This is a genomic window from Paraburkholderia sp. BGA-UO-ETr-F21 (assembly GCF_059567925.1).
This window is the reverse complement of the sequence record NZ_JCAQOY010000037.1, coordinates 68689-83455: the sequence shown is the minus strand read 5'-3', so window position 1 is coordinate 83455 and position 14767 is coordinate 68689. Positions and strand designations below refer to the sequence as shown.

Sequence of the window (14767 nt, the reverse complement as noted above, 5' to 3'; positions counted from 1 at the left end):
GACTTCGACGCCGCTCTTACCCGCCGCGCGCCTCGTCTGTCCGGCGCAGGGAGAAGTCAGTTGATAGAGGTAGGCCCACTACGCGTCTCAATTCAGGATCGAACCATCTTTCGGTCCGGCCAGCCCTACCCGATCAGCGGCCGCGCGTTCGACATTCTGGAAGCGTTGATTGCCGAACGTGGCTCAGTCGTGTCCAAAGATGCACTCCTCGAACACGCGTGGCCCAACACGATCGTCGAAGAGAACAATCTGCAGGTGCAGATCGTCACGCTACGGCGGGCACTCGGACACGCTCGCCAACTCCTGCAGACCGTGCCTGGTCGAGGCTATATCCTGCTGCCGCAACCCGAGTCGGCTCCCCGGCAAAGCAAGGTGTATTCGTTGGGATTGCCATTTGTCGATACGCTCTTTGGGCGCAGCACCGCTGTCGATCACCTTTTGCATCTCTTCAAGTCCAGTCAGGTGGTCACACTCACCGGCGCTGGGGGTATCGGAAAAACCAGTCTCGCAATCGAGGCATGCCGGGACACCGGCGACCTGTTCCTCTGTATCCGCTACGTGTCGCTTGCGGCGATTCAAAACGATCACCAGGCAAGAGAAGCGATCCTGTCGATCTTCTCCGACGTGGTTAACGGCGCTGCGATGAGTGTCGAGGAAATGTCCAGAAGCTTGCGAGAATCGCAGTGCCTGGTCATTCTCGATAACTGCGAGCACCTGATGGAAAGCGTCGCCTGCATCACGCAGACGATCACGGCGGGCAACCCCGGTGTTCGCGTGCTTGCCACCAGCCGGGAAGCCCTGCGGATTGCCGCCGAGACAGTGTACCCAGTCCAAACGCTTGCCTGTCCGGCTGAAGATGCGGACATCGATGCATCGCTCGAGTCCGACGCCGTAAAACTTTTCCTGCATCGATTGCGTCGCCAGCCGGCAGACTTCGACGTGAACGGAACCACCGTGCAGATAATCGGTGAAATTTGCCGCCGCCTGGATGGCATTCCGCTCGCCATCGAACTCGCCGCCGCCCGTGCCGCCACGCTCGGACTCGATACGGTTCGTGCCCATCTCGACGACCGGTTCGCGATCCTCACGGGCGGTTCCCGCGACGCGCTGCCGCGCCACCAGACCCTGAAGGCGGTGTTCGAATGGAGCTACAGGCTGCTCTCCGACACCGAGCAGCTTCTGTTTCGCCAGGCTAGCATTTTCGCGGACAGTTTTTCGCTCGAAGCCATTGCAGCGATCATGGGCCGGCATGATGTATCGACCGCGGCATCTATCCAGGCGCTCGCGGGGCTGGTGGCAAAATCGCTCATCTACGTCGACCGGCAGAATGCACGCCGCTTTCGTCAGTTGGAGAGTGCAAGAGCGTATGCACGTTCGCTGCTTGACCAGAACGGTGAGACCGCTGCGGCCTCTCGGGCTCACGCCACTTATTTTCGTGACTTCTTCGAAAGAGGGCCCTACAAGTCTGAGCAGATCAGGATCGAAGATGCGCATGACGTGATTAGCGCCGAAATCGGCAACATGCGCGCAGCGATGTCTTGGGCATTTGGCTCTGCCGGCGACATTCCATTGGGAATCGATCTCGCCGGAACGGCTGTGCCGATTCTGTTCGAGCTGCCACGTCTTGAGGAATGCGAGCACTGGGCGTCTGTCGCCATCGATGCGCTGCGCGCGGCTGAAGCAAGTCCCCGTTTGCAGCAGACGCAGTTAAGACTTCTGTCCATCTACGCGGCTGCCCTGATTTATACCGAAGGCCCGCAGCCCTCCGTCGAGGCAGCATGGCAGGAGGTTCTGACGCTTGCCGAATCAGCCAAGGATCATGGGACGCAGTTGCGGGTGATCTGGGGGCTATGGAACCTGGAGCTTTACGCCGGCAGACCCACGCGCGCGCTACCTGTTGCGCTGCGATTCCAGCGCGCGGCAAAGGAATTCGGCACTCCACTCCAGGTTGCCCTAAGCCACAGAATTATTGGCATGACGTTGCACTATGCGGGCAGACATGCCGATGCACGCGGCGAACTACTCGCTGCATTGGCGACACCGGCAATGCAGGAAGTGAGATGGTCGACGGCTGGCGTGCGCACCGATCAGATTGCGGCAACATATGCATTGCTAGCCCGCATCCAGTGGTTTCTCGGCGACCGGGAAGGCAGCCTGCAGCAGATCGAAGAAGCTGAGGAAACTGCGAGAGCGGCCGGGCATGAGCTGACCCTAGCTTATGTTCTGATAGAGGTCACTATACCCCTCGCGATTCTCCATCGAAACGCCAATATGCTGATGCTCGCGGTAGAAGGCCTTGAAAAGGAATGCCGCAAGGCCGGGCTGCGTGCTTGGCTGGCGTGCTGCGATTCATTCGAGTGGATTGCGCGGGCGATGGAGAACCACCTGTCTCGCGACGACCTCTTTGCGATGGAACGCGCAATCGGGCGACTGCGGCTAACAGGCTACCTGTCGCCCCTGCCAATGGTTCTCGGTGAATTTGCGAGAGCACTGGATGCCAGCGGCTTGCGCGATCGCGCTCTCACGACTGTCGAGGCGGCGCTCGAACATTGTGTAGAACACGGGAGCTGGTGGTACCACGCAACCCTAAAAGAATTGCGCGCATCGGTGGGAGATCCCGTATCGGCTCCGGCCATCGAAGAACGCCAGTGAGCGCTGCCCTTCTCGCGGCACTCACTGGAACCCCGTCTCCGCCTTAAAGCACCTGCACCTGTACCACCGCACCTAGCTTGCCATCGACCTGAGGAGCGATGACCAGATAGCGTCGCGCCCCTTTTGCCTGTGGATCGTTGACGGAGACAACCTGACGGATCTGCCCGATCGCATTAACAATCGCAGAGCCCGCGGGATTGGTCATGAAGTTCGCCAGCCCCTCGACCACGCCGCTGCCGTCTGGATTGTCAGAGAGACCGAGCACGTAAGGTTGCTTCGGCTTCAGACCCGTCACCGACGCCTGCAACACCTGAAGCAGACCCTGATCGAACAGCGCGACGCTGGTCGGCGCGTTGCCCGATGTATTCGTCCCACCCCCTGTCGATGTCATCTGGATATGTGCGGTGTTGCCTGCGACACCAAGCGGCTGGAGATTCTGCGTTCCATCACCGTCGGGCACCGCATCCGGCACATACGCCACGGCCTGCGGCGCCTGGCCGATCGGAATCTGCGCGACGACCTTGTTAGTGAGCGTGTCGATCGCCGCGAGAGCGTCGCCATTTTCCAGTCCGACATACACGCGCGAACCGTCGCCCGAGGGCCAGATACCGTGCGGCAGATTACCGACCGGGATCGTCGCAACCTGCGCATAGCTGTCAGTCCGGAAAACCTTCACCTCGTTCAGGCCACCGACCGTCACATACGCAAACATACCGTTGGCATTCTTCACGATGTTGACGTGATTGGTGATGGGACCGGTGTCCAGCGTCTCAAGCAACCTGAACGGCGGCTGCGCCTCGAATATCTGCGTGCGCCCGACGTCCTTGAGCGTGAACCAGACCTGCTTGCCGTCCGGTGTCGCAGCGATGTTCGGACAGAAGGGGCTGTCCTGCTTCACCTTGCCGACGATCTGATGATCCGCAACCGACACGATATCGGTCTCGGGGTTGAACGAAGAACACACGTAGCCGTATTTGCCGTCAGGAGAAAATATCTGCATGCCCGGTCCCGCCGGCGTCGTAATACGCGTCTTTTCCGAAAACGTCGTTGAGTCGAGAACCGATACGTAATTCTCGCCGCGGACGGTCACCCATACTTCCTTTCCATCCGGGGTAAAAAAAGCCTCGTGGGGCGAACGCCCCACGTAGGTCACATGTTTGACTGCATTGGTTGCGGTGTCGATGAAGGTGACAGAATTCGAACCGATTGACACGACGGCGAGCGTCTTGTGATCCGGAGAGAACCCCATGCCATGCACCAGTACCTGACCTCGATAAAGCGGGCTGAAATTGCCCGGCGACGGATCGCCCAGGCGGATCACGCCAAGCAGCCTGTTGTCAGCGGGATCAGTGACGGACACAGTATTGGAAAACTGCTCAGCCGCGTATACGCGGTCGCGATGGCTGACCGGGACATCCGGCGCGGTGACCGCACCCGGGGCCTGACCTGCAAAAGCCGCTCCAGACAGCGTGAGCACCAGCGCTGCAGCGAGTGCATTCAGAAAAAAAATCCGGTGTTTCATTGCTTATTCTCCTTTGACATCTGGTCGGGGGCCGGCGACGGGAACGGAAGCGCCTGACCGAGTGCGACGTGCATCGCCACGATTTCCTGCTGCTGTTCGACCACGATCTCCTGGGCGATCCGGCGAAGCTGTTCACTCTTCCCATAGCGCAACTCTGCCCGCGCCATGTCGATCGCACCCTGGTGATGCGGGATCATCATCGCCACGAAATCGTGATCGATGTCACCCGATGGACTAACCGACATGTCGTTCATCATGCGGTCCATGGCGACCTCGTTTTCCTTCAGATAGACCGCTTCAGGGCCGGAGACCGGCCCCGCTGCAACCGCAAGTGGCGAAAGAAAAGCAAGAAGGACGAGCGTCGCAGCGCCTGATGTGGATCGTCCTGGGAACCAGCCGTGAGCTTGCATTCATCATCTCCTTGAAGGCGTTTCTCCATATACGAACACAGTCGAAACGGCTTTATTCCAACGATGGGAAAAGGTGTTTGAGTGGAACTGCCTCGGGCGATCACGGAATCCCGATAACTCGACATAAAGCATGTGTGAATACAAAAAGCTGAAGAGACATCTGGTGGAATGCGCGACCGCGAACCGAAAAGTTGCGACGAGACAGACTACTCCGTGGCCTCCTGCCGCCAGAGTCGTTTTACGTCGTGTCCCAGCGAGATCCGAGTACGCGGCCACAGAAGTTTCCCCTGTAGAAGGTGGAGCTGTACCTTTCCAGCACATCGGCACTGGCCGTACCGAAGGTCGTCTCGGGTCGATGGATGATGCCCCGTCCTACAGCTTCGAGATACTGGTTAGCGAAGTCACCACCGCGAGGAAATGCCTCGAGAATTTCCGATCGCTGCATCTGCGACACGCGGTCGACCCCGTCACCGAAGAGATCCGCGCGCACGCCGTACGCGAGAAGTCTTGTCAGCCCATTCATGCGCTCTGTCACACCCGGAGTTGTGTGCAGACTGATCGCATCCCAGGCAGCAGCACAATGCACGCGCCTCACACCTTCGTCTGCCAGAAAACTTTTTGCTGCATCTGCTCCGTCCAGTTCGTACCGCTGCGTCGAGTTCGCGTAGCTCGAGCTCAGTCCCATGTGCGCAAAATGCGCCGAGACGAAAAGGAGGTCCACGGTTACCGGTATGTCCAGTCTTCTCGCTTCGAGCGAGGCGAACATGAAGACTCTGTATGCGTGCCCGACCACTACGGCGGGCAACGAAGCCCGCGCGATGTCGGCTGCGCAGTGTGCGAATCGCCTGCGGGGCATGCCGATTCCCGCCAGTTGCAGGGGAAATCCTGAAGCTGTGCGCGATTTCCTGGGACTCAACGTATGCCTCCTCTGATTTCGACGCCAATCCGGCGCGCCGCGACGCTCCTCGCTGGATGACACGAATGCCCAGCACTCACGCATCGCGTACACCGCTTCTTCTGGAATGACGGACGCGTTCCCTCTTTTCCGGTCCGCCACCAGACTGATTAACTCGCCAAAGACAATAGGCATTGCATCACCTGCGCAGATACGAGACGGGCGGCCCAACCGATCACTCTAATCTAAGGGCATCGCATTAATAAAGCTTGGTCTGGACGCTGATTTTTCGTGAAAAAACATTAAGCAAGCCACGGTCTCCCGACGCGCCACGATGCCGCATCTCGCGCGACGATTATCCATGCCCGTGGAAATTGAATTGGTGGATAGGGTATTTTTCAACGAGGCGCTCATGTCTAAAGTTGCACCCATCAACACTCATAACCCGGAGCAAATCATGAGCAACAAGCTGGAAGGTAAGGTAGCGCTGGTCACTGGCGGCACGATTGGGATTGGCCTGGCAGCAGCAAAGGATCTCGCCGCAGAAGGAGCCAAGGTGTACATCACGGGGCGTCGTCAGGCTGAGCTCGATGCCGCAGTCGACGCGATCGGGAACGGCGCTCGCGGTGTACGGGGCGATGTGACCCGCGCCGAGGATCTCGACAACCTGTTCGAACAGATCCGTGCCGAGCAGGGCCGTCTGGATGTCGTGTTCACCAACGCCGGTGGCGGCTCGATGGCTGCGCTGGGCGAAATTTCGGAGAAGCACTTCGACGACACGTTCGAACGCAATGTGCGCGCGGTTGTCTTCACCGTGCAAAAGGCGTTGCCGTTGATGGGCAGCGGCGGCTCGGTCATTCTTAACGGTTCAATTGCAGGCTCGACCGGTACACCCGCGTTCAGCATCTACAGCGCCTCGAAGGCGGCTGTTCGGGCGCTGGCCCGCAGTTGGGTGCTCGATCTAAAGGACCGCGGCATCCGCGTGAATGTGGTGAGTCCGGGTTCGACGCGCACCACTGGCCTCGCCGGACTCGGTGGAGATACTAAAGAAGGTCAAGATGGTCTGCTTGGGTATCTGGCGTCGCTGGTTCCAATCGGCCGTCTCGCCGATCCGTCGGAAATTGCCAAGGTGGTTACGTTCCTCGCATCGGACGATTCGAGCTTTATCAACGGCGCAGAAATCACTGCCGACGGTGGTCAGGCACAGGTCTGAGCGTCGGACCAGCTTTAGTGTCGGGCGTGCGCAGGGCTTACTCTGCTGCACGCCCAGGACGAATCGCAGATCTTTGAGGAGCATTTCATGAAAGTCGGCTTCATTGGTGCAGCCCATCTCGCCCAGACGTACTCGAAACATCTGCTTCGTAGTGGGCACTCAGTCATCTTGAGCAACCGGCGCGGCCCTGAGACACTGGCCGGCCTGATAGAGTCGTTAGGCCCGCGCGCTTCGGCGGCGCCGGTCGAAGTCGCGACCGAGGCCGACGTCGTAGTACTAGCATTGCCGTGGACACAGCTTCAGTCACTCCAGCAAAAAGGCATCGATTGGAACGGGCGGATCGTCGTCGACGCAACCAACGCGTTGCTCACCTATGCGCCGGACTTCCGTCGTGCAGACCTTGGTAGCCGAACCTCAAGCGAGATAGTCGCCGACATGCTGCCCGGTGCCAGAATCGTGAAGGCGCTAAACACGCTATATTTCAAAGTGCTCGAGCGCGACCCTTCTGAAGCAGGTGGGCGCCGCGTCATGTTTATCTGCAGCGACGACGGCGAAGCAAAGAAGATTGTCGCGTCGATTCTATCGTCAACAGGCTTTTGCCCAATTGATCTCGGTGGACTTGCGGAGGGCGGCCGGATCCAGCAGTTCGGCGCACCGCTGGCAGGCCCAAATCTGCTCGCGCTGTAAGGCTGCCTCAGGTTGCCCGAGATACATGTCTCGCACGGCGTCGCCGGGTGCGCCGGCGCGTTGCAGGTCACAGAAGTCGGCTCTCAGGCGGGTCAAATTTTAGGCAGACCTTCAATTGCCGAGGCCAATGTACAACTCGCTCGCGACAGGTTTTAAGGATTTTTAAGCACATGACAAGGACAGCGAGCATTCAACGTCGGTACGGTTCCACGTAGGGTGAAGACGGTCTGTCAGCCCTTTCAACACACATGGCAAACGGAGAAATAATGAAGATCGAATCTGGTTTCGAGGGAGCAAAGGTCTCCCGACGCAAGCTGCTATCCGCAACCGTCGGCGTTGCGAGTGCGGTGGCTGCGGCCACCGCTGTCCCAGCTAGCGCGGCTGCATCGGGGAACGGTAAGTCTGGCTCCAGCCGACACAGCGCAACCGGTCATGGCCAAGACGACTACTATTTGCGAACCAAAGACGGCACGCTGATCTACTACAAGGACTGGGGTCCGAAGGACGCACAGCCGATCGTCTTCCACCACGGCTGGCCGCTCTCGTCCGACGACTGGGACGCGCAGATGCTGTTCTTCGTATCGAAAGGCTATCGCGTGGTGGCACACGACCGCCGTGGCCATGGCCGCTCTGCTCAGGTGCCGAGTGGCCACGATATGGATCACTACGCATCGGATGCGTTTGCCGTCGTCGAAGCGCTGGACTTGCGAAATGCGGTCCACATTGGTCACTCGACCGGTGGCGGCGAGGTCGCCCGCTATGTGGCGAAATTCGGCCAGCCGTCTGGACGCGTCGCCAAGGCGGTACTGGTCAGCGCCGTCCCGCCGCTGATGGTCAAGACCGCCGACAATCCCGAGGGACTGCCAATTGAAGTCTTCGACGGTTTTCGCAAAGCGCTCGCCGAAAATCGCGCACAATTCTTTCTCGACGTTCCCACTGGCCCGTTCTACGGATTCAACCGCTCGGGCGCCAAAGTCTATCCGGGCGTGATCCAGAACTGGTGGCGTCAGGGGATGATGGGGAGCGCCCTCGCGCACTACGAGGGCATCAAGGCGTTCTCCGAAACCGACCAGACTGACGACCTCAAGGCAATCACCGTTCCAACGCTTGTGCTGCATGGCGAAGACGACCAGATCGTACCGATTGCGGATGCGGCTTTGAAGTCAATCAAACTGCTGAAGAACGGAACGCTCAAGACATATCCCGGCTTCTCGCACGGCATGCTTACCGTGAATGCCGACACGCTAAACGCCGATCTTCTGGCGTTCGTACAAAAGTAAGGCGACGCAGACGCAGCGAACTGGATGATGGTCTGGATCGCTGCTTCATTGTTTGTCGACAATCACCAGGTTCGGCGCCATCGTCACGTCAGACGCGAAAGGGTGGAGACTTCGGGCGCGAGCAAGATTTGATGGCCGGTTACGAAATGAAGCTGACGCTCGAATGTCCGACCGCGTCATCAACTAAACGTCGCTTCCTGGCCGGTCGCCGAAGATCACTCGTGACGCGCACGCATCGCCGGCGACTTCGGCTCTATTTTTCGGCCCCGACTCTTATCGGCCGTTCGACGCCAGGCGGCCGGCGTCTTGTGATAGAAGAGAAGCGGTCGCCGGTCGGCCGCTGCGTCCTGGCACGCGGCTCGTCCAGGTTAGCGACGCACCAGTAGCCGGCCCGAGCCCCTCAGCGGCTGCCCGTTGCAGTAGCCGCCCGCTCGATCACCCGGGAGACTTCTGCTGGATGCGACAGGTAGGCAACATGGCTGGACGGAACCTCCACGACCGTGCTCTTCGCGCGGCGCGCCATCCAACGCTCAAGATCGGGATTTACAGTTCGGTCCAGAGTTGCCACGACGGCCCAGCTCGGCTTCGTTTTCCATGCCGGCTGGCTCACCGGCGCGGTGAACGATTCATGCGCCGGCATGACCTGCGAACTCGCCATGAATGCCGCCTCCGCGGCGGCTACATCAGCAGCGAAGTCGGCTCTGAAGTGCTCTGCGTCGAAGTAGAGGTGGCCATCGTCGGTTGCCTTGATGGCTTTTGTCGCGGCCGGCATTTTCGTCGTCAGGTCCTTGAGGCTTTCGCCAGCGTCCGGTTCGAACGCGGCGATGTAGACGAGGCCCGCTACGCGAGAATTATTGCCCGCCTCGGTAATCACCGCTCCGCCATAACTATGGCCGACGAGGATTGCGGGACCGTCCTGCGCATCGACGATACGCGTAGTCGCGGCGACGTCTTCCTTAAACGAGGTCTCGGGCTCCTGAACCACCGAGACTTTATAGCCGTCCCGCGCGAGGATCTTCGACACGGCTTGCCAGCCCGAGCCGTCGGCGAAATAGCCGTGAACCAGGACGATGTTCTTGACAGGTGCGGCTTCGGCGAACTGCGTGGCGAATGCGCTGACGCCAATGGTCAAGGCTGCGGCAAAACGGCGAATGTTGTTGATAGTTTTCATTTTCGACTCGAGAAGTTAACGTTGATTGGACAATTGGTTGCAATGGTTCAGCTTGCAGGCTGCCGCTGATGACCCGTTAGCGTACGGGTCATGCGAAAGCCGGCACGAATGTTTTGGATGCCTTATCGATACGCGAGGTGATCGGCGAACCTGGGAACGTCGGATCAATCGACGGTTTTGGCCCACACCGCCTGAGCGTTGGTGAACTCGCGCAGACCGAAGTGCGACAGTTCACGGCCGTATCCGCTCTTCTTGACCCCGCCCACCGGAATGCGCGGATTCGAGGCGGAGAAGCCGTTGATAAAGACGCCGCCCGTTTCAAGCCGGCGTGCGATTCGCTGCGCACGGGCGACGTCGCTCGTCCACAGGCTGCCGCCGAGACCGTAGTCGCTCGTGTTGGCAAGTTCGATAGCGTGCTCGGCGTCGTCGGCAACCGTGATTGCGGCGACCGGGCCAAAGGTTTCTTCGTCAAAAGCAGCCATGCCAGGGGCGACATCCGCGAGCACGGTCGGCTCGTAGTAATTCCCGGCGCCTTCCACCTTGCTACCTCCGAGCAGCAGCGTCGCGCCTGCTTCGATTGTGCGTTGCACCTGGCCGTGAAGTTCGTCGCGCAAGTCGGCGCGCGCCATCGGCCCGATGGTGCTTGCCGGATCGTGCGGATCGCCCGCCACGACCTGACGCGCGGCGCCCACGAACTTGCGCGTGAACTCGTCTGCAACGGGCCGCTCGACAATGAACCGCTTGGCCGCGAGACAAACCTGGCCGGCGTTTTGAAAGCGAGCCTCGATGGCCGCTTTCACGGCCAGGTCGATGTTCGCATCGGCCAATACGATGAAGGCATCGGCGCCGCCGAGTTCCAGCAGCGTCTTCTTCAACGCGCGGCCCGCCGTGGATGCAACGGCGGACCCGGCCCGCATGCTGCCGGTCAGCGTCACGGCGGCAACGCGCGGATCTTCGATCACGTGGGCCACGGTCTCATTATCGGCATTCAGGTTGGCGAAGAGTCCGACTGGAAAGCCGGCGGCTTCATAAGCGTCCTGCAACGCGTACGCCGAGCCCATCACATTGGCTGCATGCTTGAGAATGAAGCCGTTGCCCGAGAGCATGATCGGGCCCGATGCCCGAATCACCTGCCACAACGGGAAATTCCACGGCATCACGGCAAGGATGGAACCGATCGGCAGATAGGAAACATGGACCTGATCGTCGCCTTCGACGGGCGCCGGTTCGTCGGCGAGAAATGCGGGACCATGCTCTGCGATCCAGTCGATCGCGCTGGCGCACTTGGCAATTTCCGAGCGTGAGGCGGCGAGCGTCTTGCCCATCTCCTGAGTAATCAGCGCGGCCAACGCTTCCGAGCGCTCGCGCAACGTCGCGGCCAAGCGGCGGTAACTTTCCACGCGCACAGCCATGGGCGTCGCGCGCCACAGCCGGTACGCCGCGGCGTTGTCCTCCAGCATGCGCTCGACTTCGTCGGCAGTCTGAAACGGATAGTGCGCGATGAACTCGCCGGTTGCGGGATTGCGCGACGTTGCGCCGATGGCGGTGGGAAGGTTCAGGTTCGACATGTTTGCCTCGATTAAGTGGAGTGACGAGCAGCGGGAACGTTGCTGCAGTGGTGTCACTCTATGCAAACCGGGGCGGGTCAAGAAGGCGTCTTGTGATCCTATGAGTCGGACTCACTGGCAGAGTGTCGAGGAATGTAAGTCACGAGCGACAGGTCCGGTCTGCCGGTGGGCGTCAACGCAACGTAAGTGAATTCGATGTGGCCACCAGCTGGATGACGGAGCCGTTTGTCGCCTTCATCGAAACCTTTGACCTCGGTGTCCTGCCACCAGTCGCTGAACTCGGAGCTCAGTTCAGTGAGCTCGTCGATGAGGCTATCGAAGGGCGCCTTATCTGGCGCCTGCGCGCGCGCGGCGCGGAACGCGGAGATCATGCCGCGTGTCATCTGCTCCCAGTCGAGAATTAGCGTGCGATAGGGTTTGTAAAGAAACAGCAGGCGCAAGGTATTGCGCTCGTGGGGCTCCAGCGATCCATAGTCGACGAACAGGTCGGCAATGGCATCGTTCCACGCAAGGATGTCGAGCCGCGTGTTGCGGACATAGGCCGGAACGTTGATCGAGCGAACCAGTCGTTCGAGGCCTTCGGTGACGCCGCCGCTCCCGGTTGCTACCTGCGAAAGCTCGCGCGATGAAAGCGCGAACAGATGTGCCGATTCCACGTTGTCGAGCTTGAGCACGCGCGAGATTCTGCGCAGCGCATCGGCGGACGGTTGAATGTCGCGGCCCTGTTCGAGCCAGGTGTACCAGCTGACGCTGACGCCCGCGAGTACGGCGAGCTCTTCGCGGCGCAGGCCGGGGGTACGGCGGGGGCCGTCGGGCAGGCCAAATTCGGCAGGTTGCAGGCGGCCGCGGCGGATTGAAAGAAACGCACCAAGTTCGCGTCGCTGCTCGGCAGAGGGTCTTCTGGACATAGTGTCTCGGTTAACGACGAACGTTCAGGCGGGCGAGCGGACGTGCCGGGCATCGTCGCGAGGCAGCTTACGACCAGCCAACTGACGGCCCGGGCATGCCTGGCTCGACCGGGAATGCGAACACTATCACAGCAAAATATCCAGGTTATGCCACGACGACTAGCGGCGCTTCATACGAACCCGTCGAAACCGCTCTCGTATGAAGCGCCGCATTTGGTGATGGCCCCGCAGAATGTCTTCCGCGTGGCCCTGTCGCTGGAAAGTGTAGGTCAGCGTTCGCTCAGAACTCCTGGCTCGTGGGACGAAGCACGATCTCGTCGATGTCGACGTCGTCGGGCTGCTTGATCGCACAGGCGATGGCTCGCTCCGATTTCCTTGCTCATGCGATCACCTCGTCTGCCTGAACGGACAACGATTCCGCGTAGGCCGGATAGTCCGTAAGCCCTTCGTCCCCGCCGCCATACAACGTTGCCGGATTCACGGCATTAAGCGGCCAGCCGTTCGCGATGCGCTCAGGCAGATCCGGGTTCGCGATGTACGAGCGGCCGAATGCAATCAGGTCCGCAAGGTTCGCTTCGATCAGGCGCGCGCCGCGCTCGGCCGTGTAGCGACCCGCATAGATGATGCGGCCGCTGAACACCCGGCGGGCTTCCTCGCGAAATGCCGCCGGCAGATCGGGGGCGTTATCCCAGTCGGCTTCCGCTATTGACACATAGGCCGCATCGGCAGCTTCGAGCACCTTGATTGCCTCGATATACGTGTGATGAGGATCGTCTTCGACGAGGCCGATGTACACGCGATCCTGATCGGTGCTCGTGAACAACGGCGTGAAGCGCACCCCCAGCCGTTCAGGCCCGACCACCGCGGCGACCGCCCCGACGATTTCGCGCAGAAAGCGCAAGCGGTTGTGCAGCGAGCCGCCGTACTCGTCCTCACGTTTGTTCGAGTGTGCCGAGATGAACTGATTCACGAGGTAGCCATTGGCCGCGTGAATCTCGACACCATCGAAGCCCGCACGCAGCGCGTTCTGCGCAGCCTTTGCGTAGAGGCCGACCAACTCGCGGATCTCGGCGACGCTCAGCTCGCGTGGCACCGATGGTTCGACCAGCGCGCCGGTGCCGGGACCGGTCTCGATGAACGCCTTGACCTTCTGTGCCGCGATCGGCGAAGGCGCAACCGGCGCTGCGCCGTGGGGCTGCAACGCGGTATGCGAGACGCGGCCCACATGCCACAGCTGCGCGAAGATCACGCCGCCTTCAGCGTGTATTGCGTCGGTCAGGCGAGCCCAGCCTTCGACCTGTTCGTCGCTGTAGATGCCGGGTGTCCACGCGTAGCCCTGACCACGCGGTTCTATCTGCGTTCCCTCACTGATCATGAAGCCCGCGCCGGCGCGCTGGCGGTAATAGAGCGCGCTCGATGCGGTCGGTATGTCGCCGGGCTGGGCCGCTCTCTGGCGCGTCAGCGGCGGCAGCACGATACGGTTGCGCAAGATGTGTCGCCCGAGCTTGAGCGACGTGAAGAGTGAAGGATATTCCATGTTCTTTTCGCTCCCGAATGGACCCAGGTCGCGCATTGCGACGGGCTGATCGAGCCGGCTGCGCGCGATCATGGCGATCCTGCGCGATCAGCTAACTGGCTCTCTGGTGAAAACGCCGCGCGCCTGCCCGGAGGCAACGCGCGTCGGCAGACAGGCGGCTTTTATTGGGCGGCGAACGCCGGGTGCTGCATCAGAATGGCGGCAGCGGAGGACGACGAAGCCGGGTTTTGTCCGGTAATGAGCAGCCCGTCGGTGACTACATACGGAGCCCAGTCGACGGTCTTCGAATAAATGCCGCCCTTGGCCTTCAGTTCGTCTTCAACGAGGAACGGCACGATATCGGTCAGGCCGACCGCGGCTTCTTCCGAATTCGCGAAGCCCGTTACCTTCTTGCCTTCGACCAGCGGCTTGCCGTCCGCCGTGGTGACGTGGCGCAGTACGCCCGGTGCATGACACACGAGTGCAACGGGTTTGCCGGCGGCGATGAACGACTGGATCAGCGCGATCGAATGCGGGTCTTCGGCCAGATCCCACAACGGGCCATGGCCGCCGGGATAGAACACCGTGTCGAAGTCCGCCTGGGAGACGCTGTCGAGGCGCACGGTTGCCGCGAGTTGCGCTTTGGCCGCCGCGTCGTTTTCAAAGCGGTGTGTCTGGTCGGTCTGATTGGCCGGCTCGTTGCTCTTCGGATCGAGCGGCGGCTGACCGCCCTGCGGCGAGGCCAGCACGATCTCGGCGCCCGCGTCCTTGAACGTGTAGTAAGGTGCCGCGAGTTCTTCCAGCCAGAAGCCGGTCTCGCGGCCCGTGTTGCCCAATTGAGCGTGCGAGGTCAAAACCATCAGTACTTTCATGTCGTTCTCCCGTTGCGTGATAGGTGAGCTGTGAATTTGAGTCGTGAATTGCCGGCAACGCTGTCATGACGAC

The 14767-nt window shown here is 60.7% G+C and carries 12 protein-coding genes; 4 read left to right on the top strand and 8 right to left on the bottom strand.

All coding sequences use genetic code 11. The annotated features are described in order from the left end of the window. The first annotated feature begins 60 nt into the window (after positions 1 to 60). Positions 61 to 2652 (top strand): ATP-binding protein, encoded by a 2592-nt coding sequence (locus tag AC57B1_RS24015; protein ID WP_496418908.1) that lies wholly within the window; start codon positions 61 to 63, stop codon positions 2650 to 2652. 43 nt (positions 2653 to 2695) lie between these two features. Here AC57B1_RS24015 and AC57B1_RS24010 read toward each other — a convergent pair whose 3' ends face one another. The 3 genes from AC57B1_RS24010 to AC57B1_RS24000 all read right to left on the bottom strand — a co-directional run bounded on the left by AC57B1_RS24010 (position 2696) and on the right by AC57B1_RS24000 (position 5674). Continuing rightward, positions 2696 to 4174 (bottom strand): YncE family protein, encoded by a 1479-nt coding sequence (locus AC57B1_RS24010; protein ID WP_496418907.1) that lies wholly within the window; start codon positions 4172 to 4174, stop codon positions 2696 to 2698. Beyond that, on the bottom strand, positions 4171 to 4584 hold the full coding sequence (locus tag AC57B1_RS24005; protein WP_496418906.1) for a DUF305 domain-containing protein: 414 nt from the start codon (positions 4582 to 4584) through the stop codon (positions 4171 to 4173). The genes AC57B1_RS24010 and AC57B1_RS24005 overlap by 4 nt, the downstream gene beginning before the upstream one ends. A 238-nt stretch (positions 4585 to 4822) precedes the next feature. Next, the gene (locus tag AC57B1_RS24000; RefSeq protein WP_496418905.1) at positions 4823 to 5674 is read right to left on the bottom strand and encodes a phosphohydrolase; all 852 of its coding nucleotides are present in this window, start codon (positions 5672 to 5674) and stop codon (positions 4823 to 4825) included. Positions 5675 to 5936: 262 nt separating this feature from the next. On the opposite strand from AC57B1_RS24000, the gene AC57B1_RS23995 reads away from it, so the two are divergent. The 3 genes from AC57B1_RS23995 to AC57B1_RS23985 all read left to right on the top strand — a co-directional run bounded on the left by AC57B1_RS23995 (position 5937) and on the right by AC57B1_RS23985 (position 8659). After that, positions 5937 to 6692 carry an SDR family NAD(P)-dependent oxidoreductase gene (locus tag AC57B1_RS23995; protein WP_496419317.1) on the top strand — a complete coding sequence of 252 codons (756 nt, stop codon included), beginning with the start codon at positions 5937 to 5939 and terminating at the stop codon, positions 6690 to 6692. 87 nt (positions 6693 to 6779) lie between these two features. Beyond that, entirely contained in the window at positions 6780 to 7379 is a 600-nt protein-coding gene (locus AC57B1_RS23990) for an NADPH-dependent F420 reductase (RefSeq protein ID WP_408351986.1), read from the top strand. Positions 7380 to 7645: 266 nt separating this feature from the next. Next, positions 7646 to 8659, top strand: a complete 1014-nt coding sequence (locus AC57B1_RS23985) for an alpha/beta fold hydrolase (RefSeq protein WP_408351989.1) — start codon at positions 7646 to 7648, stop codon at positions 8657 to 8659. A 400-nt stretch (positions 8660 to 9059) separates the two neighbouring features. Here AC57B1_RS23985 and AC57B1_RS23980 read toward each other — a convergent pair whose 3' ends face one another. From AC57B1_RS23980 to AC57B1_RS23960, 5 genes are all read right to left on the bottom strand, one after another. Continuing rightward, the gene (locus AC57B1_RS23980; protein WP_496418904.1) at positions 9060 to 9830 is read right to left on the bottom strand and encodes an alpha/beta fold hydrolase; all 771 of its coding nucleotides are present in this window, start codon (positions 9828 to 9830) and stop codon (positions 9060 to 9062) included. Between the two features lie 164 nt (positions 9831 to 9994). Beyond that, the gene (locus tag AC57B1_RS23975; RefSeq protein WP_496418903.1) at positions 9995 to 11398 is read right to left on the bottom strand and encodes an NAD-dependent succinate-semialdehyde dehydrogenase; all 1404 of its coding nucleotides are present in this window, start codon (positions 11396 to 11398) and stop codon (positions 9995 to 9997) included. A gap of 98 nt (positions 11399 to 11496) precedes the next feature. Beyond that, positions 11497 to 12306 (bottom strand): helix-turn-helix transcriptional regulator, encoded by an 810-nt coding sequence (locus tag AC57B1_RS23970; RefSeq protein ID WP_408351997.1) that lies wholly within the window; start codon positions 12304 to 12306, stop codon positions 11497 to 11499. Positions 12307 to 12685: 379 nt separating this feature from the next. Further along, complete coding sequence (locus AC57B1_RS23965) at positions 12686 to 13843, bottom strand: alkene reductase (protein WP_496418902.1); 1158 nt, start codon at positions 13841 to 13843, stop codon at positions 12686 to 12688. 161 nt (positions 13844 to 14004) lie between these two features. Beyond that, positions 14005 to 14694, bottom strand: a complete 690-nt coding sequence (locus AC57B1_RS23960) for a type 1 glutamine amidotransferase domain-containing protein (protein ID WP_408352001.1) — start codon at positions 14692 to 14694, stop codon at positions 14005 to 14007. Positions 14695 to 14767 lie beyond the last annotated feature (73 nt).

Coding starts and splice junctions, on each gene's coding strand:
- AC57B1_RS24010 (WP_496418907.1), bottom strand. CDS start 4,174: ATGAAACACCGGATTTTTTTTCTGAATGCACTCGCTGCAGCGCTGGTG.
- AC57B1_RS24005 (WP_496418906.1), bottom strand. CDS start 4,584: ATGCAAGCTCACGGCTGGTTCCCAGGACGATCCACATCAGGCGCTGCG.
- AC57B1_RS24000 (WP_496418905.1), bottom strand. CDS start 5,674: ATGCCTATTGTCTTTGGCGAGTTAATCAGTCTGGTGGCGGACCGGAAA.
- AC57B1_RS23995 (WP_496419317.1), top strand. CDS start 5,937: ATGAGCAACAAGCTGGAAGGTAAGGTAGCGCTGGTCACTGGCGGCACG.
- AC57B1_RS23990 (WP_408351986.1), top strand. CDS start 6,780: ATGAAAGTCGGCTTCATTGGTGCAGCCCATCTCGCCCAGACGTACTCG.
- AC57B1_RS23985 (WP_408351989.1), top strand. CDS start 7,646: ATGAAGATCGAATCTGGTTTCGAGGGAGCAAAGGTCTCCCGACGCAAG.
- AC57B1_RS23980 (WP_496418904.1), bottom strand. CDS start 9,830: ATGAAAACTATCAACAACATTCGCCGTTTTGCCGCAGCCTTGACCATT.
- AC57B1_RS23975 (WP_496418903.1), bottom strand. CDS start 11,398: ATGTCGAACCTGAACCTTCCCACCGCCATCGGCGCAACGTCGCGCAAT.
- AC57B1_RS23970 (WP_408351997.1), bottom strand. CDS start 12,306: ATGTCCAGAAGACCCTCTGCCGAGCAGCGACGCGAACTTGGTGCGTTT.
- AC57B1_RS23965 (WP_496418902.1), bottom strand. CDS start 13,843: ATGGAATATCCTTCACTCTTCACGTCGCTCAAGCTCGGGCGACACATC.
- AC57B1_RS23960 (WP_408352001.1), bottom strand. CDS start 14,694: ATGAAAGTACTGATGGTTTTGACCTCGCACGCTCAATTGGGCAACACG.